The sequence below is a fragment of the Rhizobium sp. 05L429 genome, assembly GCF_056397645.1.
This window is the reverse complement of the sequence record NZ_JBFTNV010000041.1, coordinates 1-22,388: the sequence shown is the minus strand read 5'-3', so window position 1 is coordinate 22,388 and position 22,388 is coordinate 1. Positions and strand designations below refer to the sequence as shown.

Sequence of the window (22,388 nt, the reverse complement as noted above, 5' to 3'; positions counted from 1 at the left end):
CTGTTATTCGTCGTCACTGTCGAGGTCGCGGCTCACCTCGGGCGAACGCAGCAGCTCGTCGATCTTCTTGTAATTGTCGAAGCTTGTATCGTCGCGGAAGCGCACTTCCGGCATGTATTTCATCTGCCGCAGCTGCGGTCCGAGCCTGCCGCGGATGAATTTCGCGTTACGGTTCAGCGCACCAATGACGACGCTGTGGTCGGAAACGCCGAGCGGCGTGACATAGGCCGTCGCGATCTTCAGGTCGGGTGACATCCGCACTTCGGAAATCGAGATTACGGTTGCCTCGATGATGTCGTCGCGCACTTCGCCGCGCTGCAGCACCTGGGTGATCGCTGCGCGAACCTGCTCGCCGACGCGCAGCATGCGCTGCGAGGGTGCCGAGGTTGTAGGTCTTGTTGCCATTGTTCTTTATCCCAAATGGATCGGGCGCCGGACTGGATCATCCGGCGCCCGTTCAAGATTTCAATCGTCGCCCGATCAGAGCGTGCGCGTGATGTGCTCGACGCGGAAGCACTCGATGACGTCGCCCTTACGCATGTCTTCGTAGTTCTCGAAGGCCATGCCGCACTCCTGGCCCATCGGCACTTCGGAGACTTCGTCCTTGAAGCGCTTGAGGGTCTTGAGCTTGCCTTCGTGCACGACGACGTTGTCGCGGATGAGGCGGACGCCCGCGCCACGCTCGACCTTGCCTTCGACGACGCGGCAACCCGCGACCTTGCCGACCTTGGTGATGTTGAACACCTCCAGGATCTCGGCATTGCCGATGAAGGTCTCGCGACGCTCCGGCGAAAGAAGACCCGACATCGCTGCCTTCACGTCATCCACGAGGTCGTAGATGATGTTATAGTAGCGGATCTCGATCCCCTCACGTTCGGCGAACTGGCGTGCCTGCGCATTCGCACGCACGTTGAAGCCGATGATGGCAGCGTTCGATGCTTCGGCGAGCGAGATGTCGGACTCGGTGATACCGCCTGCACCCGAATGAACGATGCGGGCACGAACCTCGTCGGTACCGAGCTTGTCCAATGCGCCGGCAATCGCTTCGATCGAGCCCTGCACGTCGCCCTTGATGACCAGCGGGAATTCCTTCACGCCCGTGGACTGGAGCTGCGTCATCATCTGTTCCAGCGAACCGCGCTGTCCCGACAGGCGGGCAGCCGCCTTATCGCGGGCGAGACGCTGACGATACTCCGAGATTTCGCGGGCGCGGCTTTCATTCTCGACGACGGCGAATTTGTCGCCTGCTTGCGGCGTGCCGGAAAGACCGAGAACCTCGACCGGAGTCGCCGGACTGGCTTCCTTCACATGGTCGCCCTTATCGGTGACCAGGGCGCGCACACGGCCCCATACGTCGCCGGCAACGATGATCTGACCCGGACGCAAGGTACCCTTCTGGACAAGCACTGTCGCAACCGCACCACGACCGCGGTCGAGCTGGGCTTCGATGACAGTACCTTCAGCCGTCCTGTTCGGATTGGCCTTGAGGTCGAGAATTTCGGCCTGCAGCAGGATTGCCTCGAGCAGCTTGTCGAGGTTCTTGCCGGTCTTGGCCGAGACTTCGACGTCGAGCACTTCACCGCCCATGGATTCCACGAAGACTTCGTGCTGCAGAAGCTGGTTGCGAACCTTCTGCGGATCGGCCTCGTGCTTGTCGACCTTGTTGATCGCCACGATGATCGGAACACCGGCCGCCTTGGCGTGGTTGATGGATTCGATCGTCTGCGGCATCACGCTATCGTCAGCCGCGACCACCAGGATCGCGATATCGGTAGCCTGCGCACCACGGGCACGCATCGCCGTAAAGGCCGCGTGACCGGGAGTATCGATGAAGGTGATCTTCTGGCCGTTCTGCTCCACCTGATAGGCGCCGATATGCTGCGTGATGCCACCGGCTTCGCCGGAGACCACGTTGGCATGGCGGATGGCGTCGAGCAGCGATGTCTTGCCGTGGTCGACGTGGCCCATGATGGTGACGACAGGCGGGCGTGAAACCAGCTCGCCCTGCTCGTCGGACAGGTTGAAGATGCCGAGTTCGACGTCGGATTCGGATACGCGTCTGACGGTATGGCCGAATTCGCCGGCGATCAGTTCAGCGAGGTCGGCGTCGATGACGTCGCCCGGCTTCATCATCTGGCCTTCCTTCATCAGGTACTTGATGACGTCGACGGCACGTTCAGACATGCGCTGCGACAGTTCCTGAATGGTGATGGTCTCAGGCAGTTGGACCTCGCGAGTGATCTTCTCGCGCGTTTCCTGCATCTGGCTGCGGCGGAATTTTTCCTGCCGGCGGCGCATGGCCGAAAGCGAGCGCCCGCGAGCGTTTCCGTCGTCATCGACGTTTGCCGTGGTCACAGTCAGCTTGCCGCGACGGCGATCTTCTTCGCTCTTCGGGCGGGTTGTCACCGGCTTTGCGGGCTCCGGACGAACCGGACGGCCGCGCACCGGACTGCTGCGCGAAGCAGCGCCGCGGTCTTCCTCTTCGCCTTCACCACGGCGACCACGCACACCTGCCGGCGTACCAGGTGCCGGCCGGGCGGTCGAGGGCGACGGCGTGGTTTCCGTACGACGAGCGGCCGGCGCGGATGCCGGTGCCGCCTGCTGCGGACGCGGAGTTTCAACACGTGCTTCCGCTACAGGAGCGGCGGGTGGTTCGGCAAGGGCTGCTGCTGCGGCCTCAGCCTGGCGGACAGCCTCTTCGGCGGCGCGCAGCTTGGCTTCTTCTGCTTCGGCGGCTTGGCGTACGACCTCTTCAGCGGCGCGGCGCTTTTCATCCTCGGCGCGACGGATGGCGTCCTGGGCGTCACGAGCCTGCGCTTCGGCAAGCGCGCGGCGGCGGGCGTCCATTTCCTCGGGCGAAAGATGGTTCAGCACCACGGGGCGCGGACGATCCTGCTGGCGCTGCGGCTGGTAGGATTGCTGCGGACGCTGGTTGGTCTGCTGCGGGCGCTGGTTGTTCTGGCCGCCGGGCTGTTGAATGCGCGGGGCCGGAGCCGACTGCTGCGGGCGAGCCTGCACGGGTGCCGGCGCCGGTTCGGGCGCGCGCACTGGAGCTGCGGGAGCAGGTGTTATCGGCTTTTCGTCTTCGGGGCGCATCGGGCGCCGCTTGCGGGTCTCGACGACGACCGCCTTCGTGCGACCGCGACCCATATCCTGGCGAACGGTACCCTGGCTCATCCCTGAAGGCTTCAGGGTGAGGGTCTTCTTCCCCGTTGCGCTGATTGTCTTGTCGTCGTTGCTGTCGGTCATTCGTTCCCGTTCCTTCGGACAGGGAACGATGAGACCATCACACCCTGTCAATCACATAAAATCGATCAATGATATTGCGGCCGGCTTGCGCCGGTGACCGCATCATTGTTTTTGCTGGCCAGCGCCGCCCGGTGCCCGGGACTGACCGCCGCTACGGTACTGTTCGAGCATCTTTGCGCGCTTCACTACACCCTCACCTGCCTGCCCTGCAAGCACTGCGGCATGGATAAAAGCATTCTGGCCCATCACCCCTTCCATTTCGCTCTCCGAGAAGAGACGGAAGGAAGGTATTTCATCCTCGGTTTCCATTCCGAGGTGCCAGGCCTTGCGGGCCTGGTCAATTTTTCTCACTCCATCGGCGGCGGCATCCGTCGAATGGAACACCGCCAGCGCAGCTCCGCTGCGGATCGCGGCATCCACCTTGGCCGAGCCGGTGACGAGTTGGCCCGCTTTGCGCGCCATGTTCATCATCTGCAAGAGCTGCAGCAGAAACAGCCGCTCCACACGCTCGCCGAGGTCCTCGGCTGCCTTCACATCGGTCTTGAGCGCGCGGGCGAAGAGTTTCTTCGCCACCGCCCTTTCGACCAGTGAMCGGTCGATCTTCACCCAGCAGCCGCGTCCCGGCAGCTCGCGTTTCAGATCTGGCACCACCGTCCCGTCAGGGGCGGCCACGAAGCGGATCAACTCGTCCGGCGATCCGCTTTCGCGTGTCACGATGCACATGCGGCCGTTCACGTCGTAACCTGCAAGATCGTCGTCCTCAGGAGATGTGTCCGGCTTCAGCGTCATTATGCGTCCTGCTCGGCAGCATCGGCCTCGACAGCCTCAGCACCCTTCGCAAGGTCTTCTTCAGTAATCCAGCCGGCAATCAGGCGAGCCTGCACGACCATCTGTTCGGCTTCGACACGCGAAATGTCGAACTTCGAGAACAGACCCTCGAACTTCTTCGTTTCGCCGTTCTTGCGTTCGGTCCAGCCCACGAGATCGTCCGCTGCACAGCCTGCAAAGTCTTCGATCGTCTTGATGCCGTCTTCGCCGAGCGCGACCATCATCTGGGCAGTAATGCCTTCGATCTGGCGCAGCTCGTCTTCAACACCCAGCGCCTTGCGCTTCTCGTCCATTTCGGCCTCGAGCTTCTCGAGGAATTCGCGGGCGCGGGTCTGGATTTCCTGCGCCGTATCCTCGTCGAAACCGTCGATCGAAGAGATTTCGTCGAGATCGACATAAGCCAGTTCCTCGACGGCGGCGAAGCCTTCCGAAGCCAGAACCTGGCCGACCATCTCGTCGACGTCGAGCGAGTCCATGAAGAGGTTGGTGCGCTCGTTGAATTCCTTCTGACGGCGCTCGGATTCTTCCGCTTCCGTCATGATGTCGATGTCCCAGCCCGTCAGCTGCGAAGCGAGACGGACGTTCTGGCCGCGGCGGCCGATGGCGAGCGAAAGCTGCTCATCCGGAACGACCACTTCGATGCGCTCCGCATCCTCGTCGAGAACGACCTTGGCGACTTCAGCCGGCTGCAGGGCGTTGACGACGAAGGTCGCCGGGTCCTGCGACCAGGGAATGATGTCGATCTTCTCGCCCTGGAGCTCGCCGACGACCGCCTGGACGCGCGAACCACGCATACCGACGCAGGCGCCGACCGGATCGATCGAGCTATCGTTCGAGATGACGGCGATCTTGGCGCGTGAACCCGGATCGCGGGCAACCGATTTCACCTGGATGATGCCGTCGTAAATTTCCGGCACTTCCATCGTGAAGAGCTTCACCATGAACTGCGGATGCGTGCGCGACAGGAAAATCTGCGGGCCGCGCTGTTCGCGACGGACATCATATACGTATGCACGGACACGATCGCCATAGCGCACGTTTTCGCGCGGGATCATTTCGTCRCGGCGGATGATGCCTTCGCCACGGCCGAGGTCGACAATGACATTGCCGTATTCGACGCGCTTGACCGTGCCGTTGACGATTTCGCCGGTGCGATCCTTGAATTCGTCGAACTGGCGGTCACGCTCGGCTTCGCGCACCTTCTGCACGATCACCTGCTTGGCAGACTGTGCGGCGATGCGGCCGAAATCCATCGGCGGCAGCGGATCGGCGATGAAGTCGCCGATGGCGGCATCCGGGTTGCGGTCGCGAGCAAGCTCCAGCGGGATCTGTGTGGAATAGTCCTCGGCCTTCTCGACGACTTCGAGCAGGCGCTGCAGGCGGATTTCACCGGTCTTCGGGTTGATGTCGGCGCGGATATTGGATTCGGTACCGTAACGGGAACGCGCCGCCTTCTGGATGGCATCGGCCATCGCGGCAAGCACGATCTCGCGGTCGATGACCTTTTCGCGCGCCACTGCATCTGCGATCTGCAGAAGTTCGAGCCGGTTTGCACTGACTGCCATTGTACTGTTTCTCCGTCCTTGACTACCCGGGTTCCCGTCCCTGGAGCTTACGTTGATCGGTTATTCTTCGTCTTCCGCTTCGTTCTGGTTCGCAGCCTGCGCTTTTGCCAGCTTGTCGGCGCGCAGTGCATCGCGGATCAGATCGTCGGTCAGAATAAGTTTGGCATCGCTGAGCGCTGTGAAGGGTATGACAACCTTCTGCTCCTCGCCGTAGGCAACTTGATCGCGTTCGATCGTGAACCCATCGGCGTCCGCTTCGACGATCTTTCCGCGGAAGCGTTTACGATTGCCGATTATGATCGACGTTTCGCACTTCACAAGATGGCCCTGCCAGCGAACGAAATCGGACTTCCGCACCAGAGGGCGGTCGATGCCCGGCGAAGACACTTCGAGATGATACTCTTTATCGACCGGATCTTCCACATCGAGCACAGGAGAAATCGCCATGGAGACCTGCTCGCAGTCCTCGACGGTCATCGTGCCATCGTTCTTCTCGGCCATGACCTGCATCGTCATGCCGTTCTGATTGAGCATCCGGACACGAATGAGACGGAAGCCGATGTCGACGATCACGGGTTCGATGATGTCGGCGAGACGCTGGTCAAGCCCGGTCTCGGTAATCAGCCGCGGCTCATGTTGATTGTCTGCGTTTGTCAGATCCGACAAGCGGTGCGCTCCCTGCGATTTCTGGCATTCGGGGTGATCGCGCTAATAAAAAAGAGCGGGTCCTCGCGGCCCACTCTTCATCGTACGATCAAGAATTTGAGTGCCATATAGTCCCGTTTTTTAGAAATTGCAAGGTCAGGGGCGATTCCGCCTCTTTCGCCCCTGGAGGTGCGAGCTAACCTATGGCGAGCACTTATCTTCCGCATATATTGCTATTGAGGCATAACGATAAAAGCGGGGGGAAGCGTGGCCTATACTTCATCGACATTTGCGCCTTTGCGGCATGAGACCTACCGCACCATCTGGTTTGCAAGCCTCGCCTCGAACTTCGGCGGCCTGATTCAGGCCGTCGGTGCCGCCTGGATGATGACGGTCATCACCTCGTCCGAGGATATGGTTGCGCTGGTCCAGACCTCGACCGCGCTGCCGATCATGCTGTTCTCTCTGATCTCGGGCGCTCTCGCCGACAATTATGATCGGCGCCGGATCATGCTGACGGCGCAATCCGCAATGCTCGTGGTCTCGATCCTGTTGACGGCCTGCGCTATCATCGGCTGGATTACACCCGGACTGCTGCTCTTCTTTACGTTTTTGATCGGCTGCGGCACGGCGCTCAACAATCCCTCCTGGCAGGCCTCGGTCGGCGACATGGTGCCGCGCGCCGATTTGCCAGAGGCGGTCACGCTGAACAGTATGGGTTTCAATATAACCCGCAGTGTTGGTCCGGCGATCGGTGGCGCCATCGTGGCGGCGGCCGGTGCGGCTGCGGCCTTTGCAGTGAATGCGCTGAGCTACATTGCGCTCCTCTATGTGCTATTTCGCTGGCGGCCGAGTACGCCTGCCTCGACGCTGCCGCGCGAAACACTCGGCAGTGCCATTTTTGCCGGCCTGCGTTATGTCTCCATGTCGCCCAACCTTGAAAAGATCCTCCTGAGAGGGCTGGTATTCGGTATCGGGGCAAGCTCCATCCAGGCTTTGCTGCCGGTCGTTGCGCTCGATCTCGTCTCTGGCGGGCCGCTGACCTATGGTTTCATGCTCGGCGCCTTCGGCATCGGCGCGATCGGTGGTGCCGTCCTCAGCACCAGGCTGCGCGACATGTTCTCCAGCGAGACGATCATCCGCCTGGCCTTTTCAGGCTTTGCATTCAGCGCCGTGATTGCAGCTCTCAGCCCAAGTGCCGTGCTCACCTCGGCCGGGCTGCTCGTTGCCGGTGCCTGCTGGGTTTCGGCACTGTCGCTCTTCAATATCATCGTCCAGCTTTCGACGCCGCGCTGGGTGGTCGGCCGCGCTTTGTCGCTTTACCAGACCGTCACCTTCGGCGGCATTGCCGGCGGGAGTTGGCTCTGGGGTGTTGCCGCCGACCGGTATGGTCTTTCGAACGCCCTGCTGATGTCGGCCGCGGTCCTGCTGTTTGGAGTCGTGATCGGCCTGCGCTTTTCCATGCCGGCTTTCGCCACGCTCAATCTCGATCCGCTGAACCGCTTCATCGAACCGGCTCTCKGCCTCGATATCACGCCACGTAGCGGCCCGATCGTCATCCAGGTCGATTACCAGATTGCCGATGATGACCTGGCCGAATTCATGACGCTGATGGAAGAGCGCCGCCGCATCCGCATCCGCGACGGCGCCCGCAACTGGGCGCTGATGCGCGATCTTGAGAATCCCGGTCTCTGGACGGAAACCTATCATACGCCGACCTGGGTCGAATATATCAGGCACAACCAGCGCCGCACACAGGCCGATGCCGAAAATACCGACCGGCTTCGCGTCCTGCACCGCGGCGAGGGCTTGCCGCACGTTCATCGCATGATCGAGCGCCAGGCCATTCCGCCAGTCGATGACGTCTTCCACAAGGCGCCGATCGATCTGCACCATTGAGGCCCATTATGCACGTCTTCCGAAGCGCCCGGCAATCCGATCTCGCCGACATCATCCGACTGCTCGCCGATGATGATCTTGGCAGCACGCGGGAGGTCGTCTCGGATCCCGCAGATGCGCGCTATCTCGCAGCCTTCGCCGCAATCGACGCGGATCCCAACCAATTGCTCGCCGTTGCAAGCGACCAGGCTGATCGGGTCATCGGCTGCCTGCAGCTGAGCTTTCTTCCCGGCCTTTCGAGAGCGGGCATGTGGCGCGGCCAGATCGAAAGCGTGCGCATTGCGAAGGATCATCGCGGCTCCGGGCTCGGCTCGCAATTCATCGAATGGGCGATCGCCCGCTGCGCGGAACATGGTTGCGGTCTCGTGCAGCTCACATCCGACAAGACGCGCGTGGATTCGATTCGGTTCTACGAAAAGCTCGGTTTCGTGGCGAGCCATGAGGGGCTGAAGCGTAACCTGTAAAGCATCCGCCGGGCGTAGGCTCTTACTTCAGCTTGCCCTTCATCGACGCTTCGGGAAAGCAGGTCGGTTTCATCCCGTTCTTTTCCTGCCATTGGCCGATCGCTCGGCGCGTCTTGTAGCCGGGCAGTCCGTCTGAACCGCCGACATCGTAACCCTGCCGTTCCAGCGCCCGCTGCATGGCGGCGACATCCGAGCGCAGCATCTTCCCGACATCGCCCCATTGTCCCTGGAAGGCGCCGGAACCGAAAGCGATGCGGTCGGCAAGGTTGCCGATGTAGAGGGCATAGAGGTCGGAGTTGTTGTATTCCTTGATAATGTAGAAGTTCGGCGTGACGATGAATTCCGGCCCGTCGCGCCCGGCCGGCACCAGCATCATGCCCTGTGCTTTCAGCTCGCCGGACGGAAAGCCCTTGCCGGAAATGCGATCGATGCCGAGTGATGCCCATTGCGAGAGCGGCTTGGCGAGGTCAGGCCCTTCCTGCGCGCAGGAGACGGCTTGCGGGATCGTCACCTCGAACCCCCAGTCGCGATCGCGCTGCCAACCCTTCTTCACAAGAAAATTGGCGATGGAAGCCAGCGTATCGGGAACCGATGTCCAGATGTTGCGGTGACCGTCGCCATCGAAATCGACGGCATATTTCAGATAGCTCGTCGGCATGAATTGCGGCTGGCCGAGCGCACCCGCCGACGATCCCTTGAAGTCCGCAGGGGTCACGTCGCCGCCGTCGAGAATGTGCAGCGCGGCGATCAGCTCCATACGGAACATGTCCTTGCGGGTAGACATGAAAGCCTTTGTCGCAAGTATCTCGACCGCCGAATTGGGGATCTTCGCCGCACCGAAGCCGGTCTCGCGTCCCCAGATTGCCAGCACGATCGAACCGGGCACGCCATAAGTCTTTTCAATCCGGCTGAGCGTCGAGGCATATTGCGAGGCAAAGCCGCGCCCAGTCATGGCGAGCCGTTTCAGCCGGTCCTCGTTGAAATAGGGGCCTGGCGAGGAAAATTCGGCCTGTGTCTGCTTCTGCTCCTTCGGTGGCGGAAAACCTGGAGGGGCGAGATCGGTCAGGGTCCAATCCAGTTCGATGCCGRAAAAGGCGGCTCGGAAGGTCTTCTCCGAAATGCCGTTCTTCTTCGCCTCCGGCCAGAGATCGGCCTGAACCCACTTTTCGAATTGCGCTTCGACGTCGGCTTTCGACGGAGCTGCATGTGACGGGATCGCGGAAAACGCCAGCAAGGCGGCGCCTGCAAGAAGAAGCCTGCCGAAGAAACCCGTAATCATGTATCCCCCTAGATTGCTGTGCGCGCTCGAAGCGCTGCCGTCAGCGTTCCCTCATCGAGATAGTCGAGCTCCCCGCCGACCGGCACCCCATGCGCCAGCCGCGTGATTTTCACCTTGAGATCGGCAAGCTGGTCGGTGATGTAATGCGCCGTCGTCTGCCCCTCGACGGTCGCATTCACCGCGATAATGATCTCCTTGATGCCGCCTTCGGCCACGCGGTTGATCAGCCCGCGGATATTGAGATCCTCAGGCCCGACACCATCAAGTGGCGATAGCGTGCCGCCAAGAACATGATAGGCGGCATTCAGCGCGCCGGCGCGCTCCAGCGCCCAGAGATCCGAGACATCCTCGACGACGATGATCACGGATTGATCGCGCTGCGCATCGGTGCAGACCGTGCAGGGGTCGACAGTATCGACATTGCCGCAACGCGAGCAGATTTTCACCTTGTCATAGGCCTCACCCATCGCATGTGAGAGGGGGCCGAGAAGCTGGTCTTTCTTCTTGATGAGATGCAGTGCCGCTCGCCGTGCCGAGCGCGGCCCGAGGCCCGGCACTTTCGCCAGAAGCTGGATCAGTTTTTCGATTTCCGGGCCGGTGACTCGCTTTGCCATGCGCCGTTCTTAACTGATATGGAACGAAAACGGAATCGCAGAAGGATTGCCTGGTTGATGAAAATACTCGCCGTCTGCCGGGGGAGCGCCGAAAGGCTGCCGGGCAAGAGTTACAAGACCGGTATCTTCAAACACGCTGTCACCGGTGGCGTCATGATCGATGCCGAAGGCCTCGTCGGCGATGCCATCTGCAACAGGAAACATCACGGCGGCGTCGATCAGGCCGTCTATCTGGAGGGTTCTGTCAGCCGCGACTGGTGGTCGAACGAAATCGGGCATCCCGTTGAGCCCGGCACCTTCGGCGAGAATCTCGTCATCGAAGGGCTCGATAACCGCGATGTCTCGGTTGGCGATCGCTTCACTACTGGCGAACTGATCCTTGAAGTGACGTCCTGTCGTATTCCCTGCGCCACCTTCGCAGCAAGGATGAACGATCCCAAATTCGTCAAGCGGTACACCCAGTCGGCACGCCCCGGCATTTATTGCCGGGTGATATCAAATGGGATCGTGGAAGCCGGAATGCCGGTTGAATATAAGCCATTTCCGGGCGCCGCAGTCACGATGCCGGAAATGATGGAAACGTTCGGGCGCCGGCTGTCAGCCGCGGACCGCGAGCGCTATCTGGCAGCGCCCGTTCACTACAAGCTGCGAGCCGTGCTGGAAGCACAGCGATAGTTCAGCGGATCGCGATCGTGACGGCAGCACCCGCCATCGTTCCAGCACTCACCCGATTGGCGATCTGCACGGCACGCCGGCTCTTCAGGAAACCGCGGGCCTTGGCTGCAAGCAGCATCCAGCCGAAATCGACGACAGCCAGCACGGCGAACAGCGTGATGACGAGTTCGACCCAGCCGGCGAGCGAAACCGAGGGGATATCGATGATCGAAGGCAGAAGGGCCACGTAGAACATCATGATTTTCGGATTGCCGAGCGCAATCGCCAGGCCGGTGAAAAACATCCGGCCGCGCGAACGCTCCTGCGGCAGTTCCTCTTCCTGTACCTCTGCTTTGGCAACCCACATTTTCCAGGCGAGATAAAGGAGATAGAGCACGCCCAGCCACTTGATGACGACGAAGACGTGGTAGAAGCTTTCGGCGATAGCCGAGAGGCCGGCAATGGCGCAGGTCAGCCAGATCGCATCCCCCGCCCACATGCCGAACAGGAAGGGCAGCACGTCACGCGCGCCTTTCGAGATCACGCGAGCGACCAGCGCCGCAACACTCGGCCCCGGTGTCCCGGCAGCAATAAAAAGAGCGCCGGCGAAAACCAGCAACGTCGTCAATGTCATCATCCCTCGTCTCCTCTTCCGGATCGGTCGACGAGATCAGAAAGGCAGCTTGAAGCCGGGCGGGATCGGCAGGCCGGCCGTCAGCGCCTTGGTCTTTTCGGCGGCGATGGCTTCGGCCTTGTCCTTGGCGTCCTTGTGGGCGGCAACGATCAGGTCTTCTAGGATTTCGACATCGTCTTCCTTGAAGAGAGAAGGGTCGATCTTCAGGCTCTTCAGTTCGCCCTTGCCGGAGATGATGACGGTGACGAGCCCGCCGCCTGCCTTGCCTTCGGCAGTCAGCTCGGCGATTTCCGCCTGCATCTGCTCCATCTTGGCCTGCATTTCCTTGACTTTGCCCATCATGCCCATGATGTCGCGCATCGTCTTCTCCTTCTTGAAACTAGAATTCTATGTCGTCGCCCGGCAGGATGTCGCCCTCTTCGGATTCGGCTGCGGCGGGCGGCTTGATTTCCTCCGCTTCCTCCTCCGGCGTCGGTGCCCTCACGCGCACGTCGATGATCTTGGCGCCCGGAAACTGGGCGAGGATTGCGGCGACATCAGGATCCTGGCGCGCATCGCTAACACGCTGCTCCTGAGCCTTGGCCTCCGCCTCGACCATAGTTGGCTGGCTTTCCTCGCGGCTGAGGCTGACGATCCAGTGTATGCCGGTCCACTCCCTGAGCTTGACGGCAAGTTCGTTGAGCAGCGTGTTTGGAGCGCCTTCAGCGAGGCTGACGTCCAGCCGACCGGGCTCGATGCGCACGGGGCGCACGAAGGTCCGCAGCAGCGCCTTCATCTTCGGGTCGCGCTTTTCAGCGGCGAGGTCGACGATATCGCTGATCGAATTGACCGATACGAGCAGCTTCGGTGCTTCCGCTGGCCTCGTCTCGACGCGGCCGATATTCTGCGGCTCCGGATTGGGCACTGCGCGCAACATGGCCGTCGGGCCTGACGGTTGCGGCCGCGGTGCCGGCTCGGGAGACCGTGCCTGTACGCTTGTCTGGTAGGGAACGCGCGTGCCACCACCACCATTGCCCGAAGGCGCAGGCGAGGACGGACGTGACGCACTGCCTTCATTGGAGAATTCCGCAAGCCGCCGCGCTGCATCCTCGGGTGCCGGCAGATGCGCTGCATGCGCCAGCCGGATCAGCACCATTTCGGCCGCGCCTGCCGTGCGCGAGGAGTTTTCCGTCTCCGGAATGCCCTTCAGCAGCATCTGCCAAATGCGCGAAAGTGTCGTGACCGCGACACTCTGTGCGAATTCAGCCGCCTTGGTACGCTCCACTTCGCTGAGCGAAGGGTCGTTTGCCGCGTCGGGCACATACTTCAGCCGAGTCACCAGATGCGTGAAATCGGCAAGATCGGTCAGAACCACGACGGGATTGGCCCCTGCCTCGTATTGGCTCTGGAATTCATTGAGCGCACTTGCAACATCGCCGCGCACGACATGCTGGAAGAGATCGACGATGCGGGCGCGGTCGGCAAGGCCGAGCATGCCGCGCACTGCTTCCGCCTGCACCACGCCGCCGCCGTGGGCGATCGCCTGATCCATCAGCGACAGACCGTMACGCGCCGAACCTTCGGCAGCGCGCGCGATCATCGCCAGCGCGTCCGGTTCCGCCTCGATGCCTTCCTTGGCGGCGATCGTCGTGAACAGGCCGACGAGATCCGAGGCGCTGATGCGGCGCAGGTCGAAGCGCTGGCAGCGCGAGAGAACGGTGATCGGAACCTTGCGGATCTCCGTCGTCGCKAAAATGAACTTCACATGTTCCGGCGGCTCTTCCAGCGTCTTCAACAACCCGTTGAAGGCCTGTGTCGACAGCATGTGCACTTCGTCGATGATGTAGACTTTGTAACGCGCCGAAACCGGCCGGTAGCGCACCTGCTCGATGATCTCTCTGATATCGTCGATACCGGTATGCGAAGCGGCATCCATCTCGATCACATCGACATGGCGGCCTTCCATGATCGCCTGGCAATGCTCGCCGGGCACCCGAAGGTCGATCGTCGGCTTGTCGATCTCGGCCGTCTTGTAGTTCAGCGCCCGCGCCAGGATGCGCGCCGTCGTCGTCTTGCCCACCCCGCGAACGCCGGTCAGCATATAGGCCTGCGCAATGCGGCCCGTCTCGAAGGCGTTGGTGAGCGTGCGGACCATCGGCTCCTGGCCGACCATCAGGTCCGTGAAATCCTTGGGGCGGTATTTGCGTGCCAGCACCCGGTACCCGGTGCCCGTCGAGGCGGCATCTTGTGACTGTCGCTCGGTGTCGCTCATCGCCCTGCTTGCGCCCGGAAAGGCCGGGCTTCTTGGAAGAGAAGGTGGGAGGCTGGCACGATGACCCGTGCCGGGCTCGTTAGGGCTGCTTCCTTCCGGACCTGACCCGGTTGGCGAGTGGCTCGTCCACCACCAACCTCCCGAATGCACATATCGGCAAAATCGACATCAAAAGCAAGCCAAGCTCAAAAAAAACTGCTAGTCCATTGGAAAACATCAGGAGAATGCCCTTGAGCGATTTCGTGCTGGACCCCAGGCTCGAAAACGACAGCACCAGTATCATGGTGACAGKCCTGTGCGATGTCAGGCTGTCGAAGGACGCTCRCTGGCCCTGGTTGATCCTGGTGCCGCGCCGCGCCGATATCACGGAGATCTTTGAGCTGACGCCGCTCGACCAGGTGCTGCTCACCTTCGAGATCGATCTCGTCTCCACGGCGCTCAAGGCGATTACGGGTACCACAAAAATCAATGTCGGGGCACTTGGCAATATCGTCCGCCAGCTTCATGTTCATGTCATTGCGCGTTCCGAAGGTGATGCGAACTGGCCGGGGCCTGTCTGGGGTTTCGGCAAGGCCGAGCCTTACGAGGACGGAACAAGAAACGAATTCATAGCAAAGCTGCGGGAAGCCCTTTCATCATGAGTCATTCGCTTTTCGATTCGGACGTACCGCATCCCGAACCCAGCAATCTCACCGCCTTTGCCGCCAATGACCTTAACCGTGACAGCGAACATCGCGATGAAGCCTCGGTCGAAAAGGCGCTCGCCCGCGAAGGCACGCATATCTTCGCATTCGCCAAGGACAAGCTCGTGCTGAAGCACGACGGTCAGRTGCTCGATCCGCTCTTTGCCCGCTACGAGCTGCAGGAGCTGAAACCGGACTGGGACGAGACTGTGCTGCTCGGCTATCGCAAAACCGGGGAGYCGCGCCTTGCTGTGCCCGTCGGTATCGACGTCGAAGATATGGCAAGCCAGTACAAGCCGGTCGACGGCCGCGCGCTTTTCCGCGACGAGTTGGTGGATGAGATACTGCTCGGCGAGTTCGCCCAGGCCGCAAGCCTCATCCGCTGGAACGGCGACAATCGCTTCTGCGGTCGCTGCGCCGCGGCCATGGAAATCCGCATCGGCGGCTACAAGCGCGTCTGCACTGCCTGCGAGCATATGATTTTTCCGCGTACCGATCCCGTGGTCATCATGCTGACGATCGACGAGGAGCGTGATCTCTGCCTGCTTGGCCGCAGCCCGCATTTTGCGCCGGGCATGTATTCCTGTCTGGCAGGCTTTCTGGAGCCCGGCGAAACCATCGAAAATGCGGTGCGCCGCGAAACGCTGGAAGAATCCGGCATCAGGACCGGCCGCATCCGCTATCATGCCTCGCAGCCCTGGCCGATGCCGCATTCCCTGATGATCGGCTGTTATGCCGAGGCGAAATCGCACGAGATTCACCGTGATGAGGCCGAACTCGAGGATTGCCGCTGGTTCACCCGTGAGGAAACCATCGAAATGCTGGAGCGCCCTGGCGCCAACGGCAAAGCGCCGCCGCCAAAGGGCGCGATTGCCCATCGTCTGATGCGCGACTGGGTGGAGTGGAAACGCTGAGCAGGAGCCGAAACGCGCGGGTGGTCGTCACCCGGCCTCGGCCATGCTGCAAGAAGGTATAATCATGGTCGCCCGTTCGGAACGGCTGTTGGCCCTGCTTCAGACGCTCCGGCGCTACCGGCGGCCGGTCACCGGCACTGTGTTGGCCGGGGAAACCGGCGTCAGCCTGCGCACGCTCTACCGCGACATTGCGAGCCTCCAGGCGCAAGGTGCGATGATCGAGGGAGAGGCCGGCATAGGTTATGTGCTGAAGCCCGGCTTCATGCTGCCGCCGATGATGTTTTCCGAAGAGGAACTGGAAGCTCTCGTGCTCGGCTCCAGATGGGTGGCGCGCGCTGCCGAGCCACGCCTGGCCAGTGCCGGCGCGGATGCGCTTGCGAAGATCGCCGCCGTGTTGCCCCCCGACATGCGCGACATGGTCGATTCGGCCACACTTTTTGTCGGCAGGAAGCGGCAGGATGAGGATAAGGCGGATGTCTCAGCCATCCGCAAGGCGATCCGTCTCGAGCGTATCCTCGAACTGCATTATGGCGACGAGCAGGGCCGCGTCTCCCGCCGGCGCGTCTGGCCTTTCGCGCTCGGCTATTTCGAGCATGTGCGCATCATCATGGCCTGGTGCGAGCTGCGCCAGGATTTCCGCCATTTCCGCACCGATCGCATCATCGATATGGCGATCGATGAGACGCGTTATCCACGCCGCCGCACGGCACTTCTCAAAGAGTGGCGGGCCACGCAGGATACTCCGATCGAGCAGTGACACTGCTGCCATAAACTGTCAGCAGGAAGCGCTATTATCAGTACCAGTCCAGCAGGAAAGGAGTACTGATCATGGGAATGCCCCAAGTCGTTCAATATGCCGGCCGTCGTACTTCCGTCAAAGCCGGAAAGACCCTTCGCTCTCGCCTGGTACGCTTGTTTTCGGATCGCTTCGTAACGCCGTCACTGCGCCGTCCGCGCCTTGATATCGAGACGATGCCGCTATGGCACAAGCGCGATCTCGGCTTCAGCGATGGGCAGGACTGGCGCGTCGGTGACGATCTCTTCCGCTAAGGCCGCACGCCGACATCATCGACATTCTTCCCGGTAACGAAGCGGCGCTCTCTGCAGAACCGTGACAGGAGAACTACTGCCATAACTTGGCAGTAGCCGTTTTCGGCCGTGCATCTTTCAACCCCGATGGAGAACCGAAATGACCAGCCCCAATCTTATTATCCTTTATGTCAAGGATCCCGCCGAAAGCGCCGCCTTTTACCGCAATATCCTGAGCCGCGAGCCGGCCGTGGAGGCGCCGAATTTCGTCGCCTTCCCTCTCGATGGCGGCTTCACTCTCGGCCTCTGGCGCCGCAGCAAGGTCGAACCGCAACCCTCGGCCATCRGCAACCGTGGCGAAGTCGCTTTCATGGTAGCAGGCGAAAATGCCGTCGCCAGGCATTACGAAGACTGGCGCAGTCGCGGCCTGCCCGTCGCCMAGGAACTGACCGARCTCGACTTCGGCCCAACCTTCGTCGTGMTCGATCCGGATGGGCACCGGCTGCGTGTTTGTGAGCCGGATAAATAAGTTTGAACATGAAGCCCCTCCGGCCATCTGCCAGAGGGGCTTTTTGCAATCTATAGAAGCCCGCGCATCGGATGGCCCTTATAGACGCCGAGGATGCGGACCTTCTCGGAGAAGAAACGCAATTCCTCCAGCGCGCGGCGCACATGCGCGTCGTTCGGGTGGCCCTCGATGTCGGCGTAGAACTGCGTCGCCACGAACTTGCCGCCGAGTTGGTAGCTCTCGAGCTTGGTCATGTTGATGTTGTTCGTCGCAAAGCCGCCGAGCGCCTTGTAGAGTGCTGCGGGAATGTTGCGGACATTGAAGACGAAGGTGGTGACGATCTTCTCGTCATGGGTCGAGCGTTCTGCCCATTCCTCGTCACGCGACAGCACCACGAAGCGTGTCACGTTGTTTTCCGTATCCTCGACATTTTCAGCGATGATGTCGAGCCCGTAGAGGTCGGCGGCAAGGCGCGGCGCGAGCGCTGCCATCGAGCGGTCGCCGGTTTCCTTGACGAGCTTGGCAGCCCCTGCCGTATCGCCGGCGATGACGGGCTTCCAGCCGTTGGCCCGTACGATCTTGCGGCACTGGCCGAGCGCATGGATATGGCTATGCACGGTCCGGATTTCATCCTTCGTCACGCCCGGCAACACCATGAGCTGAAACCGGATCGGCATGAAATATTCGCCGATGATATGCAGGCGTGATTCCGGCAACAGGTGGTGGATGTCGGCGACGCGACCCGCGATCGTGTTTTCGATCGGGATCATGCCGATATCGGCGTCACCATTGTCGACCGCCGTGAAGGCATCCTCGAAGGTCTGGCAGGGCAGCGGCTCCATGGTCGGAAACATGTCGCGGCTCGCCATGTCGGAATTTGCGCCGAATTCGCCCTGGAAGGCGATTCTGTTGGTCTTGATGTTCATGGGGAAATCCGTCAGTTGGCCTTTGCAGAGAGAATGCGCCGCGCCTTTTCGAGGTCCGCGGGAGTATCGACACCGAGCGGAACAGTGTCAACGATCTCGACATCGATCCGCATACCGGCTTCGAGCGCCCGCAACTGCTCCAGCGATTCGCGTTTTTCCAGCGTCCCACGGTCGAGGGAGACAAAGCGCTCCAGTGCTGCGCGCCGATAGGCGTAAAGCCCGATATGGTGATAGAGCGGCCCTTCGCCATAAGGCGCGGTCGTGCGCGTGAAGTAAAGCGCGCGCAGACGGCTTTCGGAGACAGGCGTGCCTACGACCTTGACGATGTGTGGCGCTGTCTTGTCCTCCTCGTTGTCGATCTCGGTCGTCAACGTGCCGATATCGACCTCCGGGTTATCGAGGGGACGCAATGCTGCACGCACCGTTTCCGGATCGATTGTCGGAAGATCGCCCTGGACGTTCACGATGATTTTCGCCTTTTTGTCCGGATCGACGATCGTCAGTGCCTCGAAGATGCGGTCCGAACCGACCTGATGGTCCTTGCTCGTCATGATCACTTCAAAGCCTGCTGCGGCCACAGTGTCGAAAACCTCCTGGTCGTCGACGGCCACGATGACGCGCCCGATCGCCGCTTCCTGTGCCCGTTTTGCCACCTGGACGATCATCGGCAAACCGCAAATATCKGCCAGCGGCTTGCCCGGAAGGCGGGTGGAGGCCATGCGTGCGGGGATCAGCACCAGCACGTTATCTAATTTTGAATCAGTCATTGTTCGGGCCTTCTAATCCGGGCTGAAAAGTGGCAAAAAGTCTCACGCACAAGACCATTTAGACAGTTGCAACGAATAGCCAAAAGACATAGGTTCCGCGCAATTTCAAGATGGTCCGGTTTCTGGTCTGCCGGCTGCAAGGGGAGCATTGCAGATGAATTCATACGTCAATACGGCCGTGGGGGCGCTGCTTGGAACGGTTTTCGTTCTGATGTCAGTCTCCATTGCCTCCGAGGGGATCTTCCATTCCGAGGCACCGGAGAAGGAAGGTTTTGCCATCGTCGCCGAGGAGGCACCCGCCGCCGGCGGTGAAGGCGCACCTGTTGCCGTTGCCGTTCCGATCGCAAAGCTTCTTGCAAGTGCCGACGCCAAGGCCGGCGAAACCGTATTCAAGAAGTGTCAGGCCTGTCATGACGGCACCAAAGGCGGACCGAACAAAGTCGGCCCGAATCTCTTTGGTGTCGTAGATCGCCCGATCGCCTCGCATGAAGGCTTCGCCTATTCTTCTGCCATGAAGGACTTCTCCAAGGGCAGCAGCGAACATTGGACCTTCGAGAACCTCAACAAGTTCCTGCTCGCGCCGAAGAAGGACGTTCCAGGCACCGCCATGGGCTTTGCCGGTCTGCCGAAGGATCAGGATCGCGCCAACGTCATCCTTTACCTGCACACGCTGGCAGATTCACCGGCTCCGCTGCCGGATCCGAATGCTCCGACAGCAACGCAGTAAGAGCCCTCGAAATTTTTCAAGAAGCCCGGCCGCAAGCCGGGTTTTTTTGTTGCCTCATGCGCCGAGAATATAGGCCCAGAAGGAAACGGTGATGGCGCCGAGCGCCGTGGTCACCGTGATCGTGGAGGCCGCAAGGCTGTGACCGACGCCGAAGCGGTTGGCGATCAGCCAGGCATTCACCCCCGTCGGTACCGACGAAGTCAGCACCAGTGCTGCCGTCCATTCAGCGCTGAGGCCGAGCGCGTGGCTCGCCGCCCAGACGCAACCGGGCAGCAGCAAAAGCTTGAAGGCGGAAGTCACGCTGGCAATCCCGACATTGCCGGAGACACCATATTTTTGCAGTGCCATGCCTAGCGAAATCAGCGCGGCCGGTCCGGCCGTGCTGGCGATCTGGCCGACGACGGAGCTGATGGTTGCCGGCATGGTCAGGCCCGAGACATGAAAGACGGCGCCGGCAACGATACCGATGACCAGCGGATTATGCAGCAGGTTCAGGCCGATTTGCTTCAGTACCAGGATCATGCTGCGGTCGCTCTTTCCAGAGATCTTGCGTTCGGCATGTTCCATCATGATCGTGCCGGCCACCATCATGATCGGCAGATGCACGGCCAGCAGGATGGAAAGAGCGACAAGCCCCTCGCTGCCAACGGTGCGCTCGACCAGCGGCAGGCCAATGAAAATATTGTTGGCGAAGGCCGAGGATACGCCGGCGAGCACGCCGATCCGCTCGTCGCGGCCGAAGAAACGCGTGGCGACGATGTGCCCCGCCGTCCATGTCACCGCGACGCCAGAGAAATAGACGATCCAGAGCCGGAACGGCGAAGCGCCGTGGAAATCTGCCCCGGCGATGGTGCGGAAAAGCAGCAGCGGTACGGCAATCTTGAAGACGAACTCGCTCAAGGCATCGCCGACATTTGCCGTCAGCACCCCGATGCGGACGATCAGCCAGCCGATGAGAATGAGAAGGAAGATCGGAAGAACGTCGAAAATGATGGCTGACATAAACTGCTGCTCTGCGCGGGATTGCCGAGGTCTAGCAGCAAATTGGCGGCCATGACAAATGCAGCGGATACGATTTCTTTTGCGTCGCAACAAAAAAAGCGGGCCTAGCCCGCTTTTGCGCATCCGGCCTTGCCGGATATCCGGTTACGATACTGCCAGTTCATCCGTGGTCAGGCTCGTTCCGGTAAGACTGAAGGGATCATCCCTTCCGTAACCGGCCATACGAGATACCTGCATGCCGGTCTTCCTGATGCTGTTTTTAGGCAGGCAAAGTGACAGCGGCATGACGAATAGGCGGCAGTTTTACGAAGACTTAGAGGATGATCTGCTCTTTATCCTTTCAATGCCGGCAGATTTCGCTAAGACCGATTACCGGCTATCACAAATCCGGGACTTCCCATTTCATGACCAAATTCGATGTTCTGACAGTCGGCAACGCAATCGTCGATATCATCGCCCGTTGCGACGACCAGTTCCTCATTGACAACAAGATCACCAAGGCGGCGATGAACCTCATCGATGCCGAGCGCGCCGAATTGCTCTATTCGCGCATGGGTCCGGCGCTCGAAGCGTCCGGCGGCAGCGCCGGCAACACGGCTGCAGGCGTCGCCAGCCTCGGCGGCAAGGCCGCCTATTTCGGCAAGGTGGCGGAGGATCAGCTCGGCGAGATCTTCTCGCATGATATCCGTGCCCAGGGCGTTCACTACCAGACCGAGGCCAAGGGCACGTTTCCGCCAACCGCACGCTCGATGATCTTCGTTACCGACGATGGCGAACGCTCGATGAACACCTATCTCGGCGCCTGTGTCGAACTCGGGCCGGAGGATGTCGAAGCGGATGTCGTGGCCGAGGCCAAGGTGACCTATTTTGAGGGTTATCTCTGGGATCCGCCGCGCGCCAAGGAGGCAATCCTCGATTGCGCCCGCATCGCCCACGAGAACGGCCGCGAAATGTCGATGACGCTGTCCGACAGCTTCTGCGTCGATCGTTATCGCGGCGAGTTCCTGGATCTGATGCGGTCGGGCAAGGTCGATATCGTCTTCGCCAATCGTCAGGAAGCCCTGTCGCTTTACGAGACCGACGATTTCGAGGAAGCGCTGAACAGGATCGCCAAGGATTGCAAGATTGCCGCTGTGACCGTGAGCGAGGACGGCGCCGTGATTCTGCGGGGTAACGAGCGCCATTACGTCGATGCCATCAAGATCAATGAAGTCGTTGACACGACCGGTGCCGGCGATCTCTTCGCCTCGGGCTTCCTCTACGGCTACACGCAGGGCCGTACGCTGGAAGATTGCGGTAAGCTTGGCTGCCTTGCCGCCGGCATCGTCATCCAGCAGATCGGCCCGCGGCCGATGAAGTCGCTTTCCGAGGCGGCCAAGGAGGCGGGTCTTATTTAAAGGCCTCGCCCGGATAGGCACCCCAGATTTCCGACTGCGCCACCCAACCCTCGGCGCCGTCGGTTTTTGCGAAGCACCACTCTCCGCTGCATTCGCCGATCGTGATCATCACGCCGGGCTCCAGCTTGGCGACGATGGAGGAGGATGGTTGCGCCTCGCGGCGGAGGTTCACAAAGACGCTCTTGCCCTTGCCTTTCATCCACGGCGCGGCGATGGCGGCACGCTGGCCTGAGAGAAGCGACTGGTTGACCCAGCCCTCGGTGCCGTCGGCATCGCGGATACGTCGCCAGTTGTCATATTCCTGGATGATTTCGACCGGCAGCCCCGACTTCAGATAGAGCCAGGAAACGGCG

The 22,388-nt window shown here is 60.9% G+C and carries 24 protein-coding genes and 1 other RNA gene; 10 read left to right on the top strand and 15 right to left on the bottom strand.

Annotation, left to right across the window (positions count from 1 at the left end; genetic code table 11):
• Positions 1–3 precede the first annotated feature (3 nt).
• The 5 genes from rbfA to rimP form a co-directional block, all read right to left on the bottom strand.
• Positions 4–405 (bottom strand): 30S ribosome-binding factor RbfA, encoded by a 402-nt coding sequence (rbfA, locus tag AC1DNW_RS30975; RefSeq protein ID WP_113307171.1) that lies wholly within the window; start codon positions 403–405, stop codon positions 4–6.
• Between the two features lie 75 nt (positions 406–480).
• The gene (gene infB / locus AC1DNW_RS30970) at positions 481–3,249 is read right to left on the bottom strand and encodes a translation initiation factor IF-2 (RefSeq protein ID WP_113307172.1); all 2,769 of its coding nucleotides are present in this window, start codon (positions 3,247–3,249) and stop codon (positions 481–483) included.
• Between the two features lie 102 nt (positions 3,250–3,351).
• Entirely contained in the window at positions 3,352–4,038 is a 687-nt protein-coding gene (locus AC1DNW_RS30965; RefSeq protein WP_113307173.1) for an RNA-binding protein, read from the bottom strand.
• Positions 4,038–5,642 carry a transcription termination factor NusA gene (nusA, locus tag AC1DNW_RS30960; RefSeq protein WP_113298100.1) on the bottom strand — a complete coding sequence of 535 codons (1,605 nt, stop codon included), beginning with the start codon at positions 5,640–5,642 and terminating at the stop codon, positions 4,038–4,040. The genes AC1DNW_RS30965 and nusA overlap by 1 nt, the downstream gene beginning before the upstream one ends.
• 60 nt (positions 5,643–5,702) lie before the next feature.
• Positions 5,703–6,308: a ribosome maturation factor RimP gene (gene rimP, locus AC1DNW_RS30955; protein WP_113307174.1), complete on the bottom strand. Its 606-nt coding sequence runs from the start codon at positions 6,306–6,308 to the stop codon at positions 5,703–5,705.
• A 246-nt stretch (positions 6,309–6,554) separates the two neighbouring features.
• On the opposite strand from rimP, the gene AC1DNW_RS30950 reads away from it, so the two are divergent.
• Both AC1DNW_RS30950 and AC1DNW_RS30945 read left to right on the top strand, forming a co-directional pair.
• Positions 6,555–8,186, top strand: a complete 1,632-nt coding sequence (locus tag AC1DNW_RS30950) for an MFS transporter (RefSeq protein WP_477855330.1) — start codon at positions 6,555–6,557, stop codon at positions 8,184–8,186.
• An 8-nt stretch (positions 8,187–8,194) separates the two neighbouring features.
• A complete protein-coding gene (locus AC1DNW_RS30945) occupies positions 8,195–8,650 on the top strand; it encodes a GNAT family N-acetyltransferase (protein WP_113307176.1) in 456 nt (151 codons plus the stop codon).
• A gap of 22 nt (positions 8,651–8,672) precedes the next feature.
• On the opposite strand, the gene AC1DNW_RS30940 is transcribed toward AC1DNW_RS30945, so the two are convergent.
• Positions 8,673–9,929, bottom strand: coding sequence for a lytic murein transglycosylase (locus AC1DNW_RS30940; RefSeq protein ID WP_477855329.1), 1,257 nt, complete (start codon positions 9,927–9,929; stop codon positions 8,673–8,675).
• An 8-nt stretch (positions 9,930–9,937) separates the two neighbouring features.
• Positions 9,938–10,543 (bottom strand): recombination mediator RecR, encoded by a 606-nt coding sequence (gene recR / locus AC1DNW_RS30935; protein ID WP_113307177.1) that lies wholly within the window; start codon positions 10,541–10,543, stop codon positions 9,938–9,940.
• Positions 10,544–10,600: 57 nt separating this feature from the next.
• Between recR and AC1DNW_RS30930 the strand changes: the two genes are divergently transcribed.
• Positions 10,601–11,218: an MOSC domain-containing protein gene (locus AC1DNW_RS30930; RefSeq protein ID WP_477855328.1), complete on the top strand. Its 618-nt coding sequence runs from the start codon at positions 10,601–10,603 to the stop codon at positions 11,216–11,218.
• Between the two features lies 1 nt (position 11,219).
• Here AC1DNW_RS30930 and AC1DNW_RS30925 read toward each other — a convergent pair whose 3' ends face one another.
• The 4 genes from AC1DNW_RS30925 to ffs form a co-directional block, all read right to left on the bottom strand.
• Entirely contained in the window at positions 11,220–11,831 is a 612-nt protein-coding gene (locus AC1DNW_RS30925) for a LysE family translocator (protein ID WP_113307283.1), read from the bottom strand.
• A 36-nt stretch (positions 11,832–11,867) separates the two neighbouring features.
• Positions 11,868–12,191 carry a YbaB/EbfC family nucleoid-associated protein gene (locus AC1DNW_RS30920; protein ID WP_007813855.1) on the bottom strand — a complete coding sequence of 108 codons (324 nt, stop codon included), beginning with the start codon at positions 12,189–12,191 and terminating at the stop codon, positions 11,868–11,870.
• 19 nt (positions 12,192–12,210) lie between these two features.
• Positions 12,211–14,082 (bottom strand): DNA polymerase III subunit gamma/tau, encoded by a 1,872-nt coding sequence (locus AC1DNW_RS30915; RefSeq protein ID WP_477855327.1) that lies wholly within the window; start codon positions 14,080–14,082, stop codon positions 12,211–12,213.
• Positions 14,083–14,126: 44 nt separating this feature from the next.
• Positions 14,127–14,223, bottom strand: an RNA gene (gene ffs, locus AC1DNW_RS30910) — signal recognition particle sRNA small type.
• 89 nt (positions 14,224–14,312) lie between these two features.
• Between ffs and AC1DNW_RS30905 the strand changes: the two genes are divergently transcribed.
• From AC1DNW_RS30905 to AC1DNW_RS30885, 5 genes are all read left to right on the top strand, one after another.
• A complete protein-coding gene (locus AC1DNW_RS30905) occupies positions 14,313–14,723 on the top strand; it encodes an HIT domain-containing protein (protein WP_477855326.1) in 411 nt (136 codons plus the stop codon).
• Entirely contained in the window at positions 14,720–15,679 is a 960-nt protein-coding gene (nudC, locus tag AC1DNW_RS30900) for an NAD(+) diphosphatase (protein ID WP_477855325.1), read from the top strand. Before AC1DNW_RS30905 ends, nudC begins: the two co-directional genes overlap by 4 nt.
• Positions 15,680–15,740: 61 nt before the next feature.
• Positions 15,741–16,436, top strand: coding sequence for a helix-turn-helix transcriptional regulator (locus AC1DNW_RS30895; RefSeq protein ID WP_113298583.1), 696 nt, complete (start codon positions 15,741–15,743; stop codon positions 16,434–16,436).
• Positions 16,437–16,507: 71 nt separating this feature from the next.
• Entirely contained in the window at positions 16,508–16,729 is a 222-nt protein-coding gene (locus AC1DNW_RS30890; protein WP_113307181.1) for a hypothetical protein, read from the top strand.
• Between the two features lie 139 nt (positions 16,730–16,868).
• Positions 16,869–17,237, top strand: a complete 369-nt coding sequence (locus AC1DNW_RS30885; protein ID WP_477855324.1) for a VOC family protein — start codon at positions 16,869–16,871, stop codon at positions 17,235–17,237.
• 50 nt (positions 17,238–17,287) lie between these two features.
• Here the strand turns inward: AC1DNW_RS30885 and AC1DNW_RS30880 are convergent, their stop codons facing one another.
• Together AC1DNW_RS30880 and AC1DNW_RS30875 are read right to left on the bottom strand one after the other, a co-directional pair.
• The gene (locus AC1DNW_RS30880) at positions 17,288–18,142 is read right to left on the bottom strand and encodes a prephenate dehydratase (RefSeq protein WP_113298111.1); all 855 of its coding nucleotides are present in this window, start codon (positions 18,140–18,142) and stop codon (positions 17,288–17,290) included.
• An 11-nt stretch (positions 18,143–18,153) separates the two neighbouring features.
• The gene (locus AC1DNW_RS30875; protein ID WP_113307182.1) at positions 18,154–18,909 is read right to left on the bottom strand and encodes a 3-deoxy-manno-octulosonate cytidylyltransferase; all 756 of its coding nucleotides are present in this window, start codon (positions 18,907–18,909) and stop codon (positions 18,154–18,156) included.
• A 154-nt stretch (positions 18,910–19,063) separates the two neighbouring features.
• Between AC1DNW_RS30875 and AC1DNW_RS30870 the strand changes: the two genes are divergently transcribed.
• Entirely contained in the window at positions 19,064–19,636 is a 573-nt protein-coding gene (locus tag AC1DNW_RS30870; protein WP_113307183.1) for a c-type cytochrome, read from the top strand.
• Between the two features lie 54 nt (positions 19,637–19,690).
• Here AC1DNW_RS30870 and AC1DNW_RS30865 read toward each other — a convergent pair whose 3' ends face one another.
• A complete protein-coding gene (locus AC1DNW_RS30865) occupies positions 19,691–20,638 on the bottom strand; it encodes an AEC family transporter (RefSeq protein WP_113307184.1) in 948 nt (315 codons plus the stop codon).
• Between the two features lie 404 nt (positions 20,639–21,042).
• Here AC1DNW_RS30865 and AC1DNW_RS30860 point away from each other — a divergent pair, with 404 nt between their 5' ends.
• On the top strand, positions 21,043–22,035 hold the full coding sequence (locus AC1DNW_RS30860) for an adenosine kinase (RefSeq protein ID WP_113307285.1): 993 nt from the start codon (positions 21,043–21,045) through the stop codon (positions 22,033–22,035).
• On the opposite strand, the gene AC1DNW_RS30855 is transcribed toward AC1DNW_RS30860, so the two are convergent.
• On the bottom strand, positions 22,028–22,388 hold a 361-nt coding region (locus AC1DNW_RS30855; RefSeq protein ID WP_477855323.1), incomplete at its 5' end, for an SH3 domain-containing protein. The genes AC1DNW_RS30860 and AC1DNW_RS30855 overlap by 8 nt on opposite strands.